Raw genomic sequence first — 21,619 nt, 5'->3', positions numbered from 1 at the left:
ACTATTTTGCAATTGCGTGCAACGCCGTCATATTGGGCAACATCGAACAAATTTATTGACACTCCCTGTATCCTCGTGCAGCATTTGCACGCGCTTGCAAAAGGCGTCCGGCACGGAGGCGCCGGCACAATCTGGGAGGAAACCGATGGGTTTGGTTAAACTGGCCGCGGCAGCGCTCGCCGCGGGTGCGACGTTCTTTGCCTTTTCCGCGCAGGCCGACGGAAATCTCAATCTGATCTGCTCGGCCGACGTGGTGATCTGCGAGCAGATGAAGGGCGCCTTCGAAAAGAAGACCGGCATCTCCGTCAACATGGTTCGTCTGTCTTCCGGCGAAACCTATGCGAAGATCCGGGCCGAGGCGCGCAACCCCAAGACGGACATCTGGTGGGCGGGCACCGGCGACCCGCATCTGCAGGCCGCCTCCGAGGGACTGACGCTCGAATACAAGTCGCCGATGCTCGGCGAATTGCACGAATGGGCCGTCAAGCAGGCCGAGAGTGCCGACTACCGCACGGTCGGCGTCTATGCCGGCGCGCTTGGCTGGGGCTACAACACGGAGATCTTCAAGCAGAAGAACCTGAAGGAGCCGAAGTGCTGGGCGGACCTGCTCGATCCGTCCTTCAAGGGTGAAGTCCAGATTGCCAATCCCAATTCTTCCGGCACCGCCTATACCGCGCTCGCAACGCTCGTTCAGATCATGGGCGAGGACGAGGCTTTCGACTATCTGAAGAAGCTGAACGCAAACGTGTCGCAATACACGAAGTCCGGGTCCGCACCGGTGAAGGCCGCGGCGCGGGGGGAAACGGCAATCGGCATCGTGTTCATGCACGATGCGGTGGCGCAGACGGTGGAAGGCTTCCCGGTGAAGTCCGTGGCGCCCTGCGAAGGCACCGGCTATGAAATCGGCTCGATGTCGATCATCAAGGGCGCAAAGAACCTCGAGAGCGCCAAAAAGTGGTATGACTGGGCGCTCTCCGCCGACGTGCAGTCTAGTATGAAGGAGGCAAAATCGTTCCAGCTTCCTTCCAACAAGACGGCCAAGGTGCCGGAAGAGGCGCCTAAGTTCGAGGACATCAAGCTGATCGATTACGACTTCAAGACCTACGGCGATCCGGCCAAACGCAAAGAGCTCCTGGAGCGCTGGGACCGGGAGATCGGCGCAGCCGCGAACTGATCGCGCAACGCGCCTTTCAAACGGATTCGAGCCGTCGGGAAACCGTCGGCTCGACTCCGGCAATCTCGGCCAGATGAGCTGTTCCGCTCGCATCGCGTTCTTTTCTAACGGCAGCGATGTCGCTTGTATTCGGAACAACTCATCGTGACACGGCGGCACGGACAGCCCATCCATGAAAACCCACAACCGCAGACTGGATATCGCGCTGGCTCTCGGGCTTGCCGCCTTCGTCCTCCTTCCCTGGTACAGGATCGACGGCGGTTTCTTCGGCTTCGGCTGGCTTTCCGCCTTTCCGGAAGAACCGGCCGCAGCGCCGGGTCTCCTTCAGATCGCTTCCTTCGGTAAATGGTGGCTGATACTTCCGGCGCTGGCCATGATGGTCGCCGCCGCTGCTCGCCTCATCGGCGATCCCGCGCGGCGAGGAAGCTTCCTTGCCTGGACTGGCGCAGGCGGCATCGCCGTTCTGGCCCTTCAGGGCCTCGCCATCGGCTTTTCCGGCTGGAACTGGACGATCAGCGAAGCGCTGTTCGGCGCGCTTGCGGACGGCCAGCCCTCGATGGGCGCGGGGGCGGTGCTCGCGGCGCTCGTCTTCGTCCTCCTTTTCGCCTTCGGGCTGGCCGAACGCGGCGTGATGAAGGGCGACGCCTTCGTCGTCTCGGCCATCTCGATGCTTGTCTTTCTCGTCGCCGTCTTCGTCTTCTATCCTGTCGGGAGCATGCTGGTCGGCGCCTTCCAGGATTTCGACGGCTCCTTCAATCCGGAAGGCTTCACCCGCAATATCGTGGATCCGTCGATCTGGAGTCTCGACTGCGTCGTCGGCCGCGGGCGCTGCGGGATCGCCTGGCGGACTTTCTGGCTGGCGGTGATGACCGCGGGCGGCTCGACCATCCTCGGCCTTGCCTTCGCCCTCGTCGCGACCCGTACCGGCTTCCGTTACAAACGGAGCCTCCGGCTGTTGACGGTGCTGCCGATCATCACGCCGCCCTTCGTGGTCGGCCTCGCGCTCACCCTGCTCTTCGGTCGTTCCGGCGTCATCACCGAAGCCCTGTCCACGCTGATCGGCGTCGAGCCCGGCCGCTGGCTCTATGGCCTCACCGGCATCTGGATTGCGCAGGTCCTTTCCTTTACGCCCATCTCCTTCCTTGTGCTGATCGGAGTCGTCGAAGGCGTCAGCCCGTCAATGGAGGAGGCGTCGCAGACGCTGAGGGCGGACCGCTGGCGCACTTTCTGGCGCATCTCGCTGCCGCTGATGAAGCCGGGGCTTGCCAATGCATTCCTCATCGGCTTCATCGAAAGCATGGCCGATTTCGGAAATCCGCTGGTGCTGGGCGGCAGCCATGGCGTTCTTTCGACGGAAATTTTCTTCGCCGTCGTCGGCTCGCAGAACGATCCCTCCCGCGCCGCCGTGCTCGCCATCATTCTCCTGTGTTTCACGCTGACGGCCTTTTTGGCGCAGCGCTTCTGGCTTTCGGGAAAGAGCTTCGCGACGGTTACAGGAAAGGGCGACAGCGGCAGTCACGCCGCCCTGCCGCGCACTGTTTCAATCGCGGTCCATGCCCTGGTCATCCCCTGGGCGCTCTTCACGCTCGTCGTTTACGGCATGATCCTCGTCGGCGGCTTCGTGAAGACCTGGGGGCTGGACAACTCGCTGACGCTCACCCACTACGTCAAGGCATTCTCCGTCGAGTTCCGCGACGGCAGCATCGCCTGGACGGGCGTTGCGTGGAACTCCTTCTGGACGACGATGGAGATTGCCCTGATATCGGCACCGCTCACGGCAGCCGTCGGGCTCCTGACCGCCTATCTGATCGTGCGCCAGAGGTTCGCCGGCCGCGAACTCTTCGAGTTCGCCCTGATGATGAGCTTCGCCATTCCGGGGACTGTCATCGGCATCAGCTACATCATGGCCTTCAACCTGCCGCCGCTCGAAATGACCGGCAGCGCTCTGATCCTCGTTGCCTGTTTCGTCTTCCGCAACATGCCCGTCGGCGTGCGCGGCGGGGTGGCGGCGATGAGCCAGCTCGACCGAAGCCTCGACGAGGCATCTCTGACGCTCCGGGCCAATAGCTTCCGCACCATCCGCAAGGTCATTCTGCCGCTTTTGCGGCCGGCGATCACGGCCGCCCTCGTCTACTCCTTCGTGCGCGCGATCACTTCGATCAGCGCCGTCATCTTTCTGGTCAGCGCCGAGTACAACATGGCGACGGCCTATATCGTCGGGCTGGTCGAAAACGGCGAATACGGCGTGGCGATCGCCTATTCCTCCATGCTGATCGTGGTGATGATATCGGTCATCGCCGGCTTCCAGCTTGTCGTCGGCGAACGCAGGCTTCGGCGCGAAAACCGCATCCAGGCCGTTGCCCGCGCGCCCGCACCCCTTCCCCAGGAGAAAACCGCATGACCGTCGTGGCTCCCGGTTCCGTCGTCTTCCGGAACATATGCAAGAAGTTCGGTGCCTTCACCGCCATTCCCGACCTGTCGCTGACCATCGAACCAGGCACGCTCGTCACCTTGCTCGGACCCTCCGGCTGCGGCAAGACGACGACGCTTCGAATGCTGGCCGGTCTCGAACATCCGACATCCGGCCGCATCCTGATCGGCGGCAAGGACGTGACGATGCTGCCCGCAAACGAGCGCGACGTCTCGATGGTCTTCCAGTCCTATGCTCTCTTCCCACACATGAACGCCCTCGACAACGTGGCCTACGGCCTGGAGTCGTCAGGCATGAAGCGCAAGGAAGCGCGCGAAAGAGCCGAGGAAGGACTGGCCCTGGTCGGCCTGCCCGGCATGGGCCAGCGCCTGCCGGCCGAGCTCTCCGGCGGGCAGCAGCAGCGCGTCGCGGTCGCCCGTGCACTGGTGCTGGAGCCCCAGGTTCTTCTCCTCGACGAGCCGCTGTCAAATCTCGATGCAAGGCTGAGGCGCCGCGTCCGGACCGAAATCCGCGAACTGCAGCAGCGGCTCGGTTTCACCGCGGTCTATGTCACGCACGATCAGGACGAAGCCCTTGCCGTCTCCGACCGCATCATCGTGATGAAGGACGGGAGCATAGCCCAGGAGGGCGCCCCGCGCGAACTCTACGAAACGCCGACCTCCGCCTTCATCGCCGACTTCATGGGCGAAGCCAATGTCGTTGCCTGCGACGTGATCGACGTCGACGGTCACGAGGCCACGATCCGTGTGGAACGGCTGACGCATCGCGTGAGCGGCCGCGGAATGCGCCCCGGACCGGCGAAGCTTGCGGTGCGCCCGAACGCGATCACGCTTGAGCCGTCCGCAGCCGGCAGTTTTTCAGGCGAGATCACCCATACGGCGTATCTCGGCGATCACGTGGAGTACGAGGTCAAGACGGCCGCCGGGACGCTCTTCGTGGTCGACCCGGCGGTGGAGCGGGCACTTGCGCCCCAAACGAATGTGGCAATCGCCTTCAAGGAGCGCGGCATTGCCCTCATCAACGGTTAGCCCCGGCAATTTGCAACCAAGGATTCCGTAATGACATCTCACGTCGTCCCGGGCTCGAAGCCCGCCTGGCACTGGCCGAAACCATCGGGCGCGAGGCCGGCGCCATGGCGCTCGATTTTTTCGCGCGCCGCGAAACGCTGATCATCGAAACGAAGCGCGACCCGCAGGATCTGGTTTCCATCGCTGACCGCGAAGTCGAAAATCTCATCCGCGATCGGATCGCGGAGGCCTACCCGGACGACGGCGTGCTCGGCGAAGAATACGGTCTCGTTCCCGGCCGCTCAGGCTTCACATGGGCGGTCGATCCGATCGACGGGACGAGCCCCTTCGTCAACGGCATGCCCAACTGGTGCGTCTCCATCGCTCTCGTTCATGCCGGCATACCGGTGGTGGGGGTCATCGCCGCACCATGTCACGGTGAACTCTACGCGGCGGCACTCGGCCTCGGCGCGCGTCTCAACGGCAAGGCGCTCGCGCTCGATGGTTCGCGCACCATTCGCAACCACGTGACCGGGCTCGGCGCCAACAACTATGTCAAGCCGGCCTTCGTCGGACAGATGGTCGAAAACCTGCTGGAGGCCGGCGGCACCTTCATGCGCAACGGTTCCGGCGCACTCATGCTTGCCTATGTCGCCGCCGGCCGTCTGGTGGGCTATTACGAGCCCTATATGCACGCATGGGATTGTCTCGCCGGCTACTGTCTCGTCCAGGAAGCGGGCGGCTGGCACCTGCCCTTCCCCACTGAGGGAGAAAGTTTGACCCGCGGCTCGATCGTCCTTGCCGCCGCGCCCGGCGCAGTCGACGACCTGAGGAAGCTTGCGGGCGTCTGACACTCGCGCCCATGCTGAATTGGGACTGCTGCCTGAACGGCACGGCTGCAACTTTGAGCTCGCCACGTCCCGAACAGCCAAGGCATGCTCCTTGACCCGGGATTCGGCGTCCCCTATTTCAGCTCCATGGATATGACTGACCAGCCGCGGGCGCATTCGAAGTTGAATTCGACAAGGCTGGCGCTTCAGCGATTGGAACGCGGGCGGGACCCGTGGGCGTTGCGCTGGCAAGCGCTGCTTGCCATCATCGACCTCAGCATCCTCGCCTTTTTTATCCTCGGCCCCTATCTGAGAGCGGGTCCGTCCTACCTCATCATCGACTACATCATCGCCGCATGGATCGGTTGCGAGCTCATCGCGAGAGCGTTGGCCGCGCCTTCGATCGAGCGTTTCCTCCGGCGGCCGATGACCTGGATCGATGTGGTCATTCTCGGCACGCTTCTCTTCCCCGACCTGCTGTTCAACTTCGCCTTCCTCAGGGTGATGCGCATCTGGGCGATCGGCAAGAGTCCGCTCCTGCTCGAAGGTCTTCGCCGCGCCGGGTGGTCGCATCTGCAGGATGTCTTCCGTGCCTGCCTGAACTTTCTCGTATTCCTCTTCGTCGTCACCGGCTTCGTTTACACGACGTTCTTCTATCACCGGGAAGGCGGCGAAGGTTTCGTCGACGCACTCTATTTCACGGTGGCTACGATCACCACGACGGGCTTCGGCGACATCACCCTGCCGGGCACGCTCGGCAAGCTCACCTCGGTCATCACGATGATCGTCGGCATATCGCTGTTCGTAAGGCTCGCGCAGGCCGTTGTCAGGCCCTACAAGGTTAGTTTCCCCTGCCCTCAATGCGGCTTGCAGAGGCACGACACCGACGCCGTCCACTGCAAGGCCTGCGGTCATCTGCTCAACATACCCGATGAGGGTGACTGAGATGTACGAGACGTGAGGCTTTCAGTGTTTCAATGAAGACGTGAAACGCCTTTAAATATTACACATCTCCGCCCGAAAACCGCTGCACCTAACCCTTCGTCTTGGCTGTCGCGACCGGCTCCGTGGTCAGATGAAAATCAACCATCTCCTTTTCAGTCAGGTAATAGAGCCGGTCCGGCGGTGTTTCGAGAGCGTTGATCCAGAGGCCGGGGCCTACTCCCATCGTATCGAGATGGCGGGCGACTCTGGCCGTGGTGGATTGTGCGAAGGACATGGCTTGGGCCGGTGTCGGCCGTTCCTCGCCGCGGCTGAAAACCTGATGCACGCCGATCAGTGCGTCCTTTTCCGCCACACGCGCGACACCCCCGGCAAAAACGATCGGGCAGGATGACGCGCAGAGCGCCTTCGATGCCACCTTGGTATCGAGCTTCTTCTCGCGGATCAGTTTCGACATCGCGAGCGCATCGTCCACCGAACCACCGGGCGAGTTGAGGGCCACGATCCTCACATATTCGCCGCGCGCTTCGATCTCCTCGGCGAAGCGCGAACCGGCGCCGAGGTCGATCGTGCCCTCGGCGAGCAGGACGCCCCCGGATCGGAGATCGAACCTCATCGGCTGGCGCAGCACTTCGTCGGAGCTTCCCGGTTGGACTGGCGGGCCGTTGGGCGCAGCCTCGGTCAATGCCGGAGGCAGGACCGGCCGATCCTCGAGCATCGGATCGAAACCGGGCAGTCCGGCATTCATCGCGGAGATTTCGCGCAGGTCGATCAGCAGGAAGACCCCCGCGGCCGCCAGCATCGCGAAGAAGGCGCCGCGCATCAGCACACCGTCGTCGATCCGGACCAGCGCCTTGATCGCTTCATCGATCCTCATGCGACCGATCCTTTGCACGCGTCCTCGGGTCGAGGCTGGTGATGTTGTTCGGCTCCTCCGCTTCCGCCTGAGCGACTATGTCGCCGAGTTGCCCGCCATTCGCCGTCACGGCGCGCTGCACTTCCAAGGCCTGCAGGAGCTCGGCCGCCGTGATGCGCTCGGCAAAGGGCAGCTTCTCCTCCTGCTTGCGGATGGCGCTGTGAACTGCGGCCAGAATGAAGACCAGCACGCCCGGCAGCAGGTCGATGGAAATGGCGCCCGCCCAGGCGGGAATGAAATCGGTCGCATAGCGCAGCACCGCCTCAGCGGATGAAAGCGGAACGAAACGCCGCTCCGCCACCGGCGCACGCGCCAGTATTTCGTCAGCCGCTTCGGAGAGAACCTTGGATTGCGCTGCCACCGAGGCTCGTACAGTCTCCATCACCCGGTCCTGGCGATTGACGAGATCGGCATCGCCGCCGTCGGCCACGGGTGCGATGAAGCCGAGCGACAGGTCGTCTGCGGCGCGGCGGATCGAAGGCGCGATCGAAGTCTGCCCGAGCGACGTTATGACGCCTGTGAGCGCCACCACTTCCGAGGAGAACTGATCGGCGCGTGGTGCGACCGCACCCGGCGCGGAAACCAGCGTCCGCATCGTCTCGAGCCGCTTCTGGCCCTGGTTGAAGAGTATCGTCACCTGTTCGCGGGAGGCGTTGATACCGTTTTCCAGATCCTTCATCTGCGCCGACATTTGCGACAGAAGCTGCACCACGCTTCCGGACCCCGTCGTGCCGGTGAGCGCGCCCGATTGCCGCTCCGAAGCGGCAAGCTGGGCGAATCGTTCGGATGCGCGCTGGATATCGGGCAGCAGGCTCTGGGCCGCAAGCGCGTTCTGATGCGCCTGGTCCAGGTCGGCGGTGTAATCCTCCACCGTTTCCGCGAGATGCTGTTCGAGCGCGGCGGAACCTGCCAGTGCCGCCGCATTGAGCCAGCTCGACATGGCGATGATCATCGCCGCACCCAGAGCCATCACGCCCAGCATGGCGGCCCGGCCCGTATGGTTGGTCACATGCGGATAGAAGCGGGCCATATAGGACCAGAAGGCGTAGATGCCGACGGAAACCGAGGCCGAGTAGATGATCGCCGCGAAGAAGACCGACGTCGGGGAGCCGTCGAGAATGCTGCGGACGCCGAGATAGGTATAGACGCCCGAGGCAAGCGCCAGCACCGCAAGTGCAAAACGCGTCATGGTTTCCACGGCCGCAACGCCGTCATGCAAACGTTGGGATGCGCCGAGGGCCATGAGCACCATCTCCTCAGAGGAATGTATTCCTTAACAGAGAATGAAGAAACGGGCGGAATAAAGGCTGCCCGCAGGGTGAAGAGCCGGGATGCCGGAAAGAACCTCCCCGGGGAACCGGAGGCGTCATCGAACGAGGTAGCTCTCGACTGCGCCTATGCCTCGCAGCTCCAGAGCGCAACGGCGCTCGAGCGTCCATTGACTGCGCAGCGCGCGCCTCGTGGCCTCGGAGATCTGTATGCAATCGGCCACCCCCTGGGATTCGAGCCGGCTCGCTATGTTCACCGTCTCTCCCCAAACGTCGTAGACGAACCGGAGCCGCCCGATCAGTCCGGCGACGACCGGCCCCGTATGGATTCCGATCCGAACCCGAAAACGGTCGGGCCCGGCTTCCGTGTCCTGCAAGGATCGAAGCATGGACTTTCCGAGGGCCACGACCCGGTCGGCATGATCCGGCGCAGGCTCCGGAATCCCGCAGGCGGCCATATAGGCGTCTCCTATAGTCTTGATCTTCTCGACATGGTGCTGCTCCGTAAGCAGATCGAACCTCCTGAACATTCCGTCCAGGCGCCTGACCAGATCGGAAGCAGTCGATCTTGCTGCAATGGGCGAAAAGCCGACGATGTCGGCAAATAGAATGGAGACCTCTTCGAAGCGGTCGGCGATGATCTCTTCGCCATCCTGCAGCCGCGCAACGATCTGGTCGGGCAGGATCGCGCGAATGAGGGAATCCGCCCGCAGCTTTTCCGCTTTTATCTCCTGGAGGTAGCGATGCTCCCGGTCGAGCCAGCGCTTCTTCTCGAGCGTGGAGTTGATCCGCGCGCGCAGAAGTATCGGATTGAAAGGCTTCGTCAGATAATCGTCGGCGCCGGCCTCGATGCAGCGGGCTACCGCCGTGACATCACTCAAACCCGAGATCATGATGACCGGTACGTGCTTCCATCGCTCCTCGGACTTCAATCGCGACAGCATCTCGATGCCGTTCATGTCCGGCATCAGAATGTCGAGCAGGATGAGGTCGAACTCGCCCTCGGCCAATTTCGCCAGCGCGGACAGTCCGGATTCGGCGGTGACCACGCGGTGACCTTCGCGCCGCAGCCGCCGGGACAGGAGATCACGATTGCTGGCCACGTCGTCGACGACGAGGATCCTGCCCCCCTGCTCCGGCCATGCAATCTCTTGTGCCTTGAACAGAAGTCGCTCGAGCCCTGCCGCGTCGATTTCGGCGCGTTCCCCCGGTTGAAGCATCTCGACCGTTTCCCCGCGCGAAAGACTGGCGATGGCGTCGACCTGCCTCAGGAGCTCTGCCGCCGCCGACAGTATTACATGGAGGTCTTCCTTCAGCGCATGCTCCGGCGCATCGCCTGCCTCTTCGAGGATCATTTCGGAATAGCCTATGATGGCGTTGAGCGGCGTGCGCAGGTCGTGGCGGAGTCTTGCCTCCGCCTCCGCTTCTCCTTCCTCCAGAGCGCAGGCAGTGCCCTCGAGAAGGCGATCGATAAAGCCGTTCAGTTGCCTTGCTGCAGCACCGATCCGGTCGAGATCGCTCTTAATGTGGATCAAACCGAGATCCCGCGCCTGCTCGATCAGCAGTTCCTGGAAACCCAGGATTGCCCGCGCCGGGCCGGCCAATCGCTGGGCCACGTGAGCGGCGATCGCCTGGTGCTGGAAGTCGTTGCCGGTGGTCATTTTCCCACCTATACCGCGAGCAGCCGCTCGATCTTGCGAACGAGTTGGGGCAAGTCGACCGGCTTGCTGTCGTAATCGTCGCAGCCGGCTTCAAGCGCCATCTCCCGGTCGCTCGCCATTGCATGCGCCGTCAGGGCGATGACCGGTATTCCGGATGTCAGCGGATTGGCCTTGATCCGTCGTGTCGCTTCCCAGCCATCCATCACCGGCAGGCTCATATCCATGAGGATCAGGTCCGGCTTTTCGGATGCGGCAAGTTCGACGCCGGCCTTTCCGTTTTCAGCAATCAGCACGTCGAAGCCCCGGCGAGACAGCCGCCGGGAAAGCATGTCGCGGTTCATTTCATTGTCTTCCACCAGAAGGATTCTCGTCATTTGCGGCTCTCCTCCTGCATATGTTCAGCCGTCCGCGAGGGCTTTGCCGACCGAAGCGCCCGTTCCGATCTGACGTTCGAGTGCCGCGACCAGTTGGGAGCGGCTGTTTGCGCCTTTGTTCACGACAGCGACGGCGCGGTCGCGCAACCATTTCAGCTCGTTTGCGGAGAGGTCCTTCGACGTGACCACCACCACCGGAATGTTCTGCAGCTCCGGAATCCTCTGCATTTCGCTGAGCGTCTGGAACCCATCCATTTCCGGCATCAGAAGGTCGAGCAGGACGAGACGCGGCAGAATCCGCTTCATCATTTCCAGTCCGCGGATGCCGTCGCCCGCTTCGTGTACGGTCCACTTTCTCTTGACCAGAATGCGCCTGAGAAACTCGCGGGAGGCCTGGTCGTCGTCGACGACCAGAACGTCGTGCTTGCCGCTCCCGAATGTCTCGATCGTCCGGACCAGCTTGTCGGTATCGATCGGCTTCGTCAGATATTCGACCGCGCCGAGCGAAAGACCCAGCTCGCGGTCCGCCAGGATCGTCGCCAGGATCACCGGGATCGTACATAATTCGGGATCGTTCTTCAGAGCGCGCAGGACCGACCAGCCGTCCTGATGCGGCATGATGATATCGAGGATGATCGCGTCTGGCCGATGCTTGCGTGCGGCAGCCAATCCTTCCTGTCCGTTCGATGCCTCGATCGAAGCGAGGCCCGCTTCCGCCAGTGCCTTTGCGATAAGACTGCGGGCAGCCGGCTCGTCGTCGATGATGAGTGCGGTGCGGCCCGACCCGACCTGTGGTACGGGTGCGGCCGACGGCCCGTCGGCCTCTCTCTCGCACTGCGCCGGCACCTCCATGGTGAACATGGAACCCTTGCCGAATTCGCTTTCGACGGTAACGACGCCGCCGATCATGCGGCAGAAGCTGCGCGTGATGCTCAAGCCCAGGCCCGTGCCGCCGTAGTTTCGGGTGGTGGAGGCATCGGCCTGGGTGAAGGCATTGAAAAGCCGTTCCTGCTGCTCCGGTGACATGCCGATGCCGGTGTCGGAGACCTGGAACACAAGCCAGTCGCGGTCCGATCTTTGCTCCCGCCGGACCCTCAGGGTCACTCGCCCGCCATTCGTGAACTTGGCCGCATTGCTGAGCAGGTTGAAAAGGTTCTGGCGCAGCTTGGTCTGGTCGGAATGCATCTCGCCGAGATCGGCTTCGAAGTCGTGCGTGAACTCGTTTCCGTTCCTGGCCATCAACGGCGCGACCGTCGCCGCAACGTCACGGAGCAAATCGGCAACGCTGAAGGTCTCGAGGAAAACCTCCATCTTGTTCGCCTCGATCTTCGACAGGTCGAGAATGTCGTTGATGAGCGAAAGAAGATGGCGACCCGCGGACGCTATCTTGTCGAGGTCCGGAACGAGCTCCTCATCCTCGTGATCGCGTGCCTCCTCTATCAGCATCTCGCTGTAGCCGATGATCGCATTGAGGGGCGTGCGCAACTCGTGGCTCATGGAGGCGAGGAACTGGCTCTTGGCCTCGTTTGCCAACTCGGCGTGGCTCTTCGCGCGCTCGAGTTCGACCTGCCGCTGCTTGAGCTCGGTGATGTCGGTGTAGACGGCGACCGTTCCGCCGTCCGGAATCTTGCGTTTGCTGATGCGGACCCACTTGTCGCCGAACCGCTTCTCGTCGACGAGGCCGGCAGGGTCCCGATGCAGCCTTACGCGCTCGTCGACCCACTCCTGCGGCGACTTGCCTTCGAGATCCACCTGGCCCATCTCGAGGTTCTGCTCCACGATTTCGCGGAAGCTCCTGCCGCGGAGCGTGTTCGGCTTGTGGCTCGGGAAGATTTCGCAATATTTGCTGTTGGCGACCAGGATCCTGTCTTCGGAGTCATAGAGGACGAAGCCATCCGAAATCACCTCGAGCGCGGCTGCGATCGTCCGCCGCTGCCGCTCCGCTTCGTCTTCGAGTTTTTTCTTTTCGATGGCGCTTTCCCGGAAGAGCGAAAGCGTCCTTGCCATCGCTCCCAGTTCGTCGCCGCCCTCTTCGGGGATATCGACGTCGTAACGTCCCTCCGTCAGGTCGCCGATGACGCGATTGAGGCGCCGCAGCGGGCCGACGATAGAGCGCAGGACGAGGAGCGTCAGCAGCGAACCGATCAACACCACGCCGCCCACCAGGATGGCCGCGGTCGTGGCTGTCTTCTCGGTTTGCACGACGACCTCGTTGCGGGCAGCTTCCGCCTCGGCCTTTACCTGTTCCACGAGCCTGTTGAGATCCGCATCGACCTTGCCGCTGTGGGTGCGCGCCTTTGCCAGCAAGGCGTTGCCGACGATGCGGTTGTCCTGGGTGTAACTGTCGGCTGCCTGCAGAGCCGTTTCGACATAAGCGTCGACTTCCGTACGAATTGCCTCCACCGCCTCGGGCGCGTGCTTTGCAAGGCCCGCCAACTGTTCCTGCAACCGTTCGCGGGCCTCGTCGGCGTTGCGCTGTGAGTTCATCAGCAGACTGACGGAGAGATCGGTCAGCCAATATCTGAGATCGCCGAATGCCACATGGGCCGATGCGGCCGATGCCGCCCGATCGAAGAGCTCCCTGGTTTCGGCCATGCGCTCGGCACTGCGATAAAGCGCCTGCGTGAGAAACAGGGATGAAAGGACAAGGCTGATCAGGCCGGCCGCTGTGAGCGCGGCCACGCGGGCAGAGATCGGCAGATCGGTGATCCGGCTGTCGAGCCTTTTCGCGGGCCGGGCGGCCTGTGTCGACCGGAGCTCATGCCCAAGCGCGCTCATTTGAACAAGACGATGCTGATGGCACCGCCCAGATCGCCGGCCTTGCCGCCTTCCTTCGGATAGCCGGTGACGTCGATTTCACCCTTCGGCGAACCGTGACAGGAAAGACAGGACTCCGTGTAATATTCCGGCAGCAGCATCCGGAACGCCGGGCGGCCGTTCACCTGCGTCACTTCCGTATAGAGTTCACCCTTCGGCCTCTGCGGATCCGAGAAGACCTCGTTGATGACCCGGGCCTCCCAGGCATCGGGAAGCGACTTGCGGTTGCGCACCAGAACCTCCGGCGCCGTCACGCGGACCAGCGCCTCATTGCCCGCCTTGACGGCAAATTTCTCGTTCATCAGACGCGCGAAAATGGCCGGGACGAAACCCTTGAACCCGATCCCGGGGCGGTTTATGTCGTCCTGCTCTTCATTCACGACTTCCCGCATCGCCTCGATCTGCGCCTGGAGAAGCTTGCGGTCGCGATCGCCGAGATCATCCGAGATCAACGGATGGCCGGTGCGCTCGCCATAAAGGGCGATCGCTTCGGCCGTGAACCGCTCACCGTCGAGTTTCTTGTCTCCGATTGCCGGGTCATTGATGAGCGACTGGTAATTCGAAAGAACGTTTCGGGCGGCTCGCAATAATTCGGCAAGCCGCGTCCCGGTCGCGACGTCATCGGCCTCCTCGGCAGCAAGCGAAGGTGCGAAGAGCGCGCAACCGCACAATAGCGTGACGATGCAGTTTCGCGCCAGGGCTGCAAGAGCTTCCATTTTCTTACCCCCAGGAGGAAGCGCAAGCCGAGAGGATACCACAGGAGGGCGCGTGGAAGGAGTCTTCAGAAGTCGTCGCTCTCGCGCTTTCGCGCTCAAGCCTTCATCGGACCGACGTGAATCACTGCATATCGATGCGGGCAGCCGCATAAGCGGGCAGGTCGAGGCTGTCGCTTTGGTGCGCTTTCGCCTCCGGTTCCTCCGCGCCATCGCGCAACCAGCTCTCATCGAGAAGCGTAAGGCTAAGCGCGCCGGCCTCGGGAAGCATCACCCGTTGCAGATCGGGTGTAAGATTGGCAAGCAACAAGGTGGTCGTTCCATTCAACACCGCACCAAGGCCGGCAACGCATTCGGGCGCGGATGTTTCGACCGCGATCCGCATGCCGTCCGACAGCTGCGCGAGCCAAGTCAGCACATGAGACAGCGGTCTCGTCCGACCGGCTTCGACGGGCTCCCCGGCCCCGGCGATCAGCCCGAATGGTCCCGTAAGCGTCGAAAGCGTCAATAGCTCGGGCTCCGCATCGGCAACCGTCGCGGCATAGGCAAGCGTCCAGACAGCGCCGAAGAGCGCGTTATGTCGGGGGTCCCGCGCCGCCATGGCGATCCGCTTGCCGAACGGATTGTCCTTCGTCGCGCTGCCATAGGGGTTCTGGCGCATGGCAATCGTGGAGGGACCTATGCGATAGGGCTTCGCGCCATAGATCGCGCGGACGGACCGGGTTACATCCCGCAACGCCTCGAAGGTCTGCATCACACTCGTGTCGTCGGCCGCATGGACGATCGGGCTGGTGCAGTGGGTGACGTAGGAAAGTCCTTCGGCGGGCACCCGCTTACGGTTGAGCTCGGTGAAATAGCTGAACATGCCGCCGCCGAGCGGCGCGCCCGGAAATGCCTTCCGAGCGGCCGCATAGATGTCTTCGAGCGGCGGGCATTCCGGCCAGACGCTACCGGGCGGCGTCGACTGCCGGTCGACCGAGGGAGAGACGGCCAGGCTTGCGAGGTCGAGGCCGCTCTGGCGCACAAGCTGCGCGATCTCGCCGAGTTCCGCATCGAGGGGTCGCTTGCATGGAACGAAACATTCGAGCGTCACCGCGCAGCCCGACGCGTCGGCCACGCCTCGGAAGTGCCGAAGGTCAGCCAGACCGTGACCGGCATCCGGATCGAAATGGCAGACGAGATGCCGTGCGCCGAGCTGCTTCAGAAGCCCCGCATTGTCCAGCTCTTCGGTTGCAGCGTCCGGCCGCAGGCCGATGCCGATCTCCGGCAACCTTCCCGCATCGCGCCTGAGCGAAAGGCGAATTTTGCCTTGCCTGCGCTCTTCCGGCTCGACGGTGTCCTCAGCCGCGAGAATCGAAAGCGTCACGCCCTGGTGCACCGTCTCACCCGCCTTCAGCAGATAGGGCCAGGGCAGTTCCAGCGGGCGCACGTAGGTCTTGTAGGAGCCGTCGGTCCAGTTTCGCTGGTCCTCCATCTCGAACACGTCGCCGGCGAAGCGGCACTCGGCCTTGATGTCGGGCGACACTTCGTGAGTAATTGCCGCGATGTCCATGAACGGCTGCCAGGGCTCGATGAGGTCCGGGAAGACCGACCGTTCGACCGTGCCGTCTCCATGCTCCACCTCGACCGGCCGCCCGGCAAGGCCGACGATCGGATGCAGGACGGCGAAGCCGGCGCGCGCCGTTTCGAAATCGCGATCCGGCGTGAAGCGCGCGCCGAAGACGAGGCGGTCGGGCTTCAGGTCGATGGTCGCGCTGCAATCGAGAAGAGCCCCGTCCGGCGACCGGAACCTGGCGGAGTACCGAACGACTGTCCCGGCCCGGCCCTCCTCAAATGTCAGGTCGCCGATTTCCGCCTCGCAGGTACCCCAATCCCGGTCTCGGACGAGAAAGGAGATGGCCCTGAGTACCTCCTTGCCGGCAAAGCGGATCGTGCGCAGATTGCCGCTAACGAAATCGGCGCTCAAGCGGCCCGCCTCGATCCTGCGCGCCTCCGGCTCCTTCTCGTCGGTGCCGAAGAGGAGAAAGGCACGGGAGACCGTCATCCGAGAACCTCCGCGAGTGAGACGGTTCGCGCTTCCGCCGCGCTCAGATAGGAGGCCTCGACCAGGGCGAAGGTCTCGAGATTGTCGCGGCCGGACGTATCCGGCTCGCGTCCGGCCCGCAAGGCTTCGATCCAATGCTGCTGGATCAGCGCGACGCTCTCCTGAATGTTGTGCCAGGGAGGCGACGCCCAGGAAAGGACGGGCGGTTCCACATTCGTCAGCTTGGTAGCCCCCTTCGCGTGAACGGCAAGGTGATAGCCCTGCGTTAGCCGCAAGGTGCCCTTGCTCCCGTCCACCTCCACGAGGGTCTCGGGAAAGGGCTCGATCGGCAGCCTGGTCGCGTAGCTGCAGTCGACGATCGATGTGATCCCCCGTCATGGTCCAGGAGCATCGTCGCGACGTCCTCGCCGGCAATCGCGGGATTGACTCGGCGCGTGCGCGCGGTCACCGCCGTCGCATCGCCGAAGATGTAGCGCGCGACGTCGAGCGCATGAATGCCGAGATCCTCGATGATGAAGCGCTTGCCCGTGGCGAGATAGGGCTGGCCGGAGAAGACGTCGTAACCCGATCGGAAGCTTATCCGACCCCAGAACACCTCGCCGATCGCGCCGCTGTCGATCGCCGCCTTTACCGCCCGTATCGGCGACTGCCAGCGGAAATTCTCGTGAACCATGAACGCCACGCCTGATTTCGCGCAAGCCGAGACCATTGCCTTGGCGTCCTCCATGGTGGGCGCGATCGGCTTTTGACAGATCGTCGCGACCCCGTGTCGTGCGGCCATTTCCACCAGCGCCCGGTGACTTCCCACGGTCGTCGCGATGTCGACGAAATCGAAGCCGCCATCGGCAAAAAGGTTCTCGGCCGAGGTGTAGCGCCGCTGAATGTCGAACGCGTCGCCAACCGCCTTCAGCCTCTCGGGGTCGCGATCGCAGATCGCAACGATGCGTGCCCCTTCGGCGTCACGCCAGCCGTGCATCTGGTTGACTGCGAAGAACCCGCAGCCGATCAGCGCGCCTTTGAGATCTGTCATGCCCCGTCACCCCTTTTTCGCAAGCTGCATCAGCGTGACCTGTTGCTGCAGCCGGCGTTGCGCCTGATCCACCACGACGGCGACGATGATCACGATCCCCTTGATGACCATCTGCCAGAAGGACGAGATGCCCATCATCACGAGACCGTCGGAAAGAATGCCGATAACGAAGGCGCCGATGATGGTGCCGCCAATCGTCCCGCGGCCGCCGGACATCGACGTGCCTCCGAGAACCGCTGCGGCAATGGCATTGAGCTCGAAGGAATTGCCCGTCGCCGGGTGCGAGGCCATGAGTTCCGACGATATGACCAGTCCGACGATCGCCGCGCAGAAGCCGGAGAACATATAGACGAACATCTTCACCCGGTCGACCCGGATGCCGGACATGCGGGCGGCACGCTCGTTGCCGCCGACGGCGAAGATATGCCGGCCGATCGGCGTGTATCTGGCCACGTACGCGGCCGCGAGCGCCACGACGATGAGGATCCAGATCGAAACCGGCAGACCGAGAAGCCGGCCGGAACCGAGGAAGGCAAAGCCCGTCGTCGCGAGTTCCGGCTTGCCGACGAGGTTGGGGAATGTCTGGCCGCCCGATGAAAGCAGGGCAAAGCCACGCGCGACATAAAGCGTGCCGAGCGTGGCGATGAAGGGTGCGACGTTGAGCTTGGTGATCAGGAGCCCGTTGACCGCGCCGATGACGATCCCGACGGCGAGCGTGATGAGGCAGACCTCGACGACGTTGAAATAGACCGTGTAGCCGAACTGCAGATCGATGCCGTTGAGGATGAGCCCGCCGGCCACCATGCCGCAGAGCCCGACGATCGAACCGACGGAAAGATCGATGCCGCCGGTGATGATGACGAAGGTCATGCCCATGGCCAGGAAGGCGTTGAGCGCCACATGCTTCGACATCAGGATCAGATTGGCGGTCGAAAGAAAGTTCGGTGCGAAGATCGAGAAGAAGGCGATAACCGCAAAGAGGGCGATGAACGTCCTGAGCTTCATCAATGTGAGCAGCACCGAGCCGCTCGTCGCGTCGGTTGCGTTGGTGGTTGTCGTTGCCGTCGTCATCAGGCGTGTTCCCTTGTCGTTTTATGACCCTCGGCCGAAGCCTTCACGATCATCTCTTCCGTCGCGTCCGCGCGGTCGATGACCGTGACCAGCCGTCCGTTGCTCATGACGGCGATGCGGTCGGAGAGCGCCATGACCTCTTCGAGGTCGGAGGTGGAAAAGAGGATGGCGAGCCCCTCGCCGGCAAGCCGGCGCATGGTGCGGAAGACGTCCGCTTTGGCGCCGACATCTATGCCACGGCTGGGTTCGTCCATCAGCAGCACCTTCGGTTTGGTCATCAGGGCCTTGCCGATGACGACCTTCTGCTGGTTACCGCCGGACATCGAGGTCACCTCGAAGTCTGGGTTGGGTGCCTTGATGGAAAGATCGCGGATGGCCGCCACGATCGAGGCCTGCTCCCGCGCGCCGACAATATGGAAGCCGAAGCGCACGAAGCGGTCGAGGCTCGCAAGCGTCAGATTGCTGGCGATGGAAAGCGCCTGGACGAGACCCTCGCGCTGGCGATCTTCCGGAATGAGCGCCAATCCTGCAGCGATCCTGCCCGACGTGTCGCTGGCGTCGACCTCCGTCCCGCCGACGAAGATCCGCCCCGAGGAATGCGGGTGCTGACCCATGACGCATTCGAAGAACTCGCTGCGGCCGGCCCCCATCAGCCCGTAGATACCCAACACCTCGCCCGCACGGACCGAGATCGAGACATGGTCGACCGCGAGCCCGCCGGTCCGGCGCGGCAGGCAGATCTCCTCGGCGCGGAACGCCTCCTCCCCGAGGCGGTGGTCGACCGATTTGGCGAAGTCCTTCGCGTCCGAGCCGATCATCGACCGGACGATCCATCTGGTGTCGATGTCCTTGACCATGGCGTGGCCGGTGATCTGTCCATCCCTGAGCACGGTGATGTAGTCGCCGATCCGCATCAGCTCTTCGAGCCGGTGAGAAATGTAGACGATCGCTACCCCTTGCGCCTTCAGCTCGCGGATGACCTTGAAAAGGACATCCACCTCCGCCGCCGAAAGGGCCGACGTCGGCTCGTCGAGAATAAGGATGCGCGTATCGAGCGAGATCGCCTTGGCGATCTCCACCAGCTGTTGCTGCCCGATCGGCAGGTCTTCGACGAGCGTCTCGGCATCGATCCCGGCATCGAGCCTGTCGAGGAACCCGGTGGCCCTCTCGACCTGCGCGCGATGATCGATGCCGCGAATGCCCCGGGTCAGCTCACGGGTCGCGAAGATGTTCTCGGCAACCGAGAGGTTGCCGAACAGGTTGAGTTCCTGAAAGACCATGCCGATGCCGTGGCGCTGCGCGTCGGCGGGCGAATGGAATTCCACCTCCTGGCCGTCGAGCAGGATGCGGCCGAGCGAGGGCTTCTCGACGCCGGCGATGATCCGCATCAGGGTTGACTTGCCGGCACCGTTTTCGCCGACGAGCACGTTCACGGCGCCGGGCCGGAGCGAAAGGTTCGCATGGCGCACCGCAACGATGCCCGAATAGACCTTCGTCACGTCTTCGAGGCGCAGGACGCAATTGTCGACGTCTGCTGGGTGCATGATCATCCACCCACCGTCAGCTGAGCCGGAACGAACAGCGGCAATTGGCCCTTGGCGGGCAGCGGATAAGCGCCGACAGCGTCGAATTTCTTGCCGACAAGTCCGTCGCGGGACAGCTTTTCCAGCACCAGTCCGTTGACATGGGTGTTGAAGGCCTTGCCGAACTGCGCCCACTCGATCTGGTTCTTGAATTCGTTGAAGTTGACGAAGTCGAGGCTGTCGCGGATCGCCGTGCCGCGGATCGCCGGGCCGATCTGCACGCGTGCGTCGGCCTTGCCGTCGCCGTTCGCATCGACTTCCACATAGGCCGAACGCGACTTCGTCTCGGCCTTGACGATGGTGCCGGAGAGACGCGCCGCAAAAGTCCAGGGGGCACTTCCCTGCTTTTCCTTGTGGCCGTATTTGGCACCCGCCGCCTGCGGATCGCTCTCGGCGAGAGCTGTCACTTCGACGAACGGACCGGCCTTTCTGTCGAGATAGGGAAGCACTTCGGCGTCCCAGATCTCGGCGACCATGCGATTGGGATTGAAGCCGCCGGAGGCAGCCTCGGCGGCCTCTTCGGCAGTCGGCGTCTTGATGATCTTGCAGCCCGAGAGTGCCATCACGCCCGCAACCACAAATGCGGCCGCGACCTTAAACTTCGGCATCGAAATTCACTCCATGACAGGACAGGCGCGCAGCGTATCGGCCGCGTGCCCAGCGCATCGGCCCGAAAAGCGGAACCGGTTTTCGGTAAGCACGGTGCGCAGATTCGAAGGCTTAGCGGGTGCGGACGGTTTTCGCCCGCTCCCGCTGCAACTCCCTGGAGCCGATCAATCCGCCAGCGCGAAGGTCTCGAGCTGGTCGGCGTTTTCGCTGTTGATCAGCACGCAGTCCATGAGCTGTTTTTCTTCCGCCGGCGCCTTGCCGGTGGTGATGTATTCGTGAGCCTGCTGCACCGCCATCTGCGCCTGGGCGTAGGCCGGCTGCAGGACGGTGGCCTTGATGCCGCCGGACTTGATCGAGTTCGCGAACGTCGTTCGAGCCGTCGAAGCCGACGACGATCACGTCCTTGCGGCCGGCCGCCTGCAATGCGGCGATCGCGCCCATGGCCATCGTGTCGTTGCCGGAGATAACGCCCTTGATGTCGGGATTGGCCTGAAGGATCGTCTCCATCTTGCTGTAGCCCTCGGTCTGGCTCCAGTTCGCCGACTGCTGCGCGACCATCTTCATCTCCGGATATTCGTCGATGACGTCGTGGTAGCCCTTCGAACGGATGCCGGCGTTGAGATCGGCTTCGCGGCCGAGCAACTCGACATAATTGCCGGACTCGCCCATCAGCTTCACGAATTCCTCGGCACCGAGCTGCGCGCCCTGATAGTTGTTGGAGACGATCTGCGAGACGGCGACCCCGGTCGCATTGATCTCACGATCGATCAGGAAGGACGGCACGCCCGCATCCTTCGCCTTCTGGACGGCCGCGATGGACGCTTCAGAGCCGGCATTGTCGAGAATGATCGCCTTGGCGCCGCGGCCGATCGCGGTGTCGATCAGCTGCGATTGCTTGTTCGCATCGTCGTCATGCACGAGGACCAGCGTTTCGTAGCCGAGTTCCTTCGCCTTGGCCTCGGCACCCACTGCTTCGGCCTTGAAGAAGGGGTTGTCGTGCGACGGCGTGATGATGGCGATGAGATCGGCCGCATAGGCCGGAATGGCGGAGCTCGCCGCCAATACCGCCGCGAAAGCGGCGATGGTCATTCTGCGTGTCAGTTTCATCTGCTTTTCCTCCCAGGTTGAAAAAACGTCGGAGCTGTCCTC

14 protein-coding genes and 3 pseudogenes are annotated in these 21,619 nt (G+C 63.0%); 5 read left to right on the top strand and 12 right to left on the bottom strand.

The features are described from left to right. Positions 1–145 precede the first annotated feature (145 nt). The 5 genes and pseudogenes from N0Q91_RS27585 (at position 146) to N0Q91_RS27565 (ending at position 6,387) form a co-directional block, all read left to right on the top strand. Positions 146–1,174 carry an ABC transporter substrate-binding protein gene (locus N0Q91_RS27585; RefSeq protein WP_018097884.1) on the top strand — a complete coding sequence of 343 codons (1,029 nt, stop codon included), beginning with the start codon at positions 146–148 and terminating at the stop codon, positions 1,172–1,174. A gap of 172 nt (positions 1,175–1,346) precedes the next feature. Continuing rightward, the gene (locus N0Q91_RS27580) at positions 1,347–3,575 is read left to right on the top strand and encodes an ABC transporter permease (protein WP_275598739.1); all 2,229 of its coding nucleotides are present in this window, start codon (positions 1,347–1,349) and stop codon (positions 3,573–3,575) included. Then, positions 3,572–4,633, top strand: a complete 1,062-nt coding sequence (locus N0Q91_RS27575; protein ID WP_275598738.1) for an ABC transporter ATP-binding protein — start codon at positions 3,572–3,574, stop codon at positions 4,631–4,633. The genes N0Q91_RS27580 and N0Q91_RS27575 overlap by 4 nt, the downstream gene beginning before the upstream one ends. A gap of 30 nt (positions 4,634–4,663) precedes the next feature. Continuing rightward, positions 4,664–5,463: pseudogene (locus tag N0Q91_RS27570) on the top strand (inositol monophosphatase family protein). A 126-nt stretch (positions 5,464–5,589) separates the two neighbouring features. Then, on the top strand, positions 5,590–6,387 hold the full coding sequence (locus tag N0Q91_RS27565) for a potassium channel family protein (RefSeq protein WP_015008578.1): 798 nt from the start codon (positions 5,590–5,592) through the stop codon (positions 6,385–6,387). Positions 6,388–6,475: 88 nt separating this feature from the next. On the opposite strand, the gene N0Q91_RS27560 is transcribed toward N0Q91_RS27565, so the two are convergent. From N0Q91_RS27560 to N0Q91_RS27505, 12 genes and pseudogenes are all read right to left on the bottom strand, one after another. Beyond that, complete coding sequence (locus N0Q91_RS27560) at positions 6,476–7,261, bottom strand: COG3904 family protein (protein WP_275598737.1); 786 nt, start codon at positions 7,259–7,261, stop codon at positions 6,476–6,478. After that, positions 7,248–8,543, bottom strand: coding sequence for a hypothetical protein (locus N0Q91_RS27555; protein WP_033046208.1), 1,296 nt, complete (start codon positions 8,541–8,543; stop codon positions 7,248–7,250). The genes N0Q91_RS27560 and N0Q91_RS27555 overlap by 14 nt, the downstream gene beginning before the upstream one ends. Positions 8,544–8,666: 123 nt before the next feature. After that, positions 8,667–10,229 (bottom strand): adenylate/guanylate cyclase domain-containing protein, encoded by a 1,563-nt coding sequence (locus N0Q91_RS27550; protein ID WP_275598736.1) that lies wholly within the window; start codon positions 10,227–10,229, stop codon positions 8,667–8,669. Between the two features lie 8 nt (positions 10,230–10,237). Continuing rightward, a complete protein-coding gene (locus N0Q91_RS27545) occupies positions 10,238–10,603 on the bottom strand; it encodes a response regulator (protein ID WP_100672407.1) in 366 nt (121 codons plus the stop codon). A 24-nt stretch (positions 10,604–10,627) separates the two neighbouring features. Then, on the bottom strand, positions 10,628–13,381 hold the full coding sequence (locus N0Q91_RS27540) for an ATP-binding response regulator (RefSeq protein WP_275598735.1): 2,754 nt from the start codon (positions 13,379–13,381) through the stop codon (positions 10,628–10,630). After that, positions 13,378–14,136 carry a Tll0287-like domain-containing protein gene (locus N0Q91_RS27535; protein WP_100672409.1) on the bottom strand — a complete coding sequence of 253 codons (759 nt, stop codon included), beginning with the start codon at positions 14,134–14,136 and terminating at the stop codon, positions 13,378–13,380. Before N0Q91_RS27535 ends, N0Q91_RS27540 begins: the two co-directional genes overlap by 4 nt. A gap of 121 nt (positions 14,137–14,257) precedes the next feature. Then, positions 14,258–16,177 (bottom strand): D-apionate lactonase, encoded by a 1,920-nt coding sequence (apnL, locus tag N0Q91_RS27530; protein WP_275598734.1) that lies wholly within the window; start codon positions 16,175–16,177, stop codon positions 14,258–14,260. Further along, positions 16,174–17,207: pseudogene (locus N0Q91_RS27525) on the bottom strand (Gfo/Idh/MocA family protein). The gene apnL and the pseudogene N0Q91_RS27525 overlap by 4 nt, the downstream one beginning before the upstream one ends. A gap of 6 nt (positions 17,208–17,213) precedes the next feature. Continuing rightward, positions 17,214–18,278: an ABC transporter permease gene (locus tag N0Q91_RS27520; protein WP_100672412.1), complete on the bottom strand. Its 1,065-nt coding sequence runs from the start codon at positions 18,276–18,278 to the stop codon at positions 17,214–17,216. Continuing rightward, positions 18,278–19,828, bottom strand: coding sequence for a sugar ABC transporter ATP-binding protein (locus N0Q91_RS27515; protein WP_275598733.1), 1,551 nt, complete (start codon positions 19,826–19,828; stop codon positions 18,278–18,280). The genes N0Q91_RS27520 and N0Q91_RS27515 overlap by 1 nt, the downstream gene beginning before the upstream one ends. Then, positions 19,825–20,469, bottom strand: coding sequence for a DUF2291 family protein (locus tag N0Q91_RS27510; protein WP_275598732.1), 645 nt, complete (start codon positions 20,467–20,469; stop codon positions 19,825–19,827). Before N0Q91_RS27510 ends, N0Q91_RS27515 begins: the two co-directional genes overlap by 4 nt. Before the next feature lie 165 nt (positions 20,470–20,634). Continuing rightward, positions 20,635–21,577, bottom strand: a pseudogene (locus N0Q91_RS27505) (D-ribose ABC transporter substrate-binding protein). Positions 21,578–21,619 lie beyond the last annotated feature (42 nt).

The organism is Sinorhizobium prairiense (assembly GCF_029201645.2).
Classification (GTDB): Bacteria; Pseudomonadota; Alphaproteobacteria; order Rhizobiales; family Rhizobiaceae; genus Sinorhizobium; species Sinorhizobium meliloti_A.
The sequence above is the reverse complement of the archived record's forward strand: the minus strand, read 5'-3'. Positions and strand labels throughout refer to the sequence as shown.

Excerpts from the sequence above, each read along its gene's own strand:
- N0Q91_RS27585 (WP_018097884.1), top strand. The coding sequence starts at position 146 with ATGGGTTTGGTTAAACTGGCCGCGGCAGCGCTCGCCGCGGGTGCGACG.
- N0Q91_RS27580 (WP_275598739.1), top strand. The coding sequence starts at position 1,347 with ATGAAAACCCACAACCGCAGACTGGATATCGCGCTGGCTCTCGGGCTT.
- N0Q91_RS27575 (WP_275598738.1), top strand. The coding sequence starts at position 3,572 with ATGACCGTCGTGGCTCCCGGTTCCGTCGTCTTCCGGAACATATGCAAG.
- N0Q91_RS27565 (WP_015008578.1), top strand. The coding sequence starts at position 5,590 with ATGGATATGACTGACCAGCCGCGGGCGCATTCGAAGTTGAATTCGACA.
- N0Q91_RS27560 (WP_275598737.1), bottom strand. The coding sequence starts at position 7,261 with ATGAGGATCGATGAAGCGATCAAGGCGCTGGTCCGGATCGACGACGGT.
- N0Q91_RS27555 (WP_033046208.1), bottom strand. The coding sequence starts at position 8,543 with ATGGCCCTCGGCGCATCCCAACGTTTGCATGACGGCGTTGCGGCCGTG.
- N0Q91_RS27550 (WP_275598736.1), bottom strand. The coding sequence starts at position 10,229 with ATGACCACCGGCAACGACTTCCAGCACCAGGCGATCGCCGCTCACGTG.
- N0Q91_RS27545 (WP_100672407.1), bottom strand. The coding sequence starts at position 10,603 with ATGACGAGAATCCTTCTGGTGGAAGACAATGAAATGAACCGCGACATG.
- N0Q91_RS27540 (WP_275598735.1), bottom strand. The coding sequence starts at position 13,381 with ATGAGCGCGCTTGGGCATGAGCTCCGGTCGACACAGGCCGCCCGGCCC.
- N0Q91_RS27535 (WP_100672409.1), bottom strand. The coding sequence starts at position 14,136 with ATGGAAGCTCTTGCAGCCCTGGCGCGAAACTGCATCGTCACGCTATTG.
- apnL (WP_275598734.1), bottom strand. The coding sequence starts at position 16,177 with ATGACGGTCTCCCGTGCCTTTCTCCTCTTCGGCACCGACGAGAAGGAG.
- N0Q91_RS27520 (WP_100672412.1), bottom strand. The coding sequence starts at position 18,278 with ATGACGACGGCAACGACAACCACCAACGCAACCGACGCGACGAGCGGC.
- N0Q91_RS27515 (WP_275598733.1), bottom strand. The coding sequence starts at position 19,828 with ATGATCATGCACCCAGCAGACGTCGACAATTGCGTCCTGCGCCTCGAA.
- N0Q91_RS27510 (WP_275598732.1), bottom strand. The coding sequence starts at position 20,469 with ATGCCGAAGTTTAAGGTCGCGGCCGCATTTGTGGTTGCGGGCGTGATG.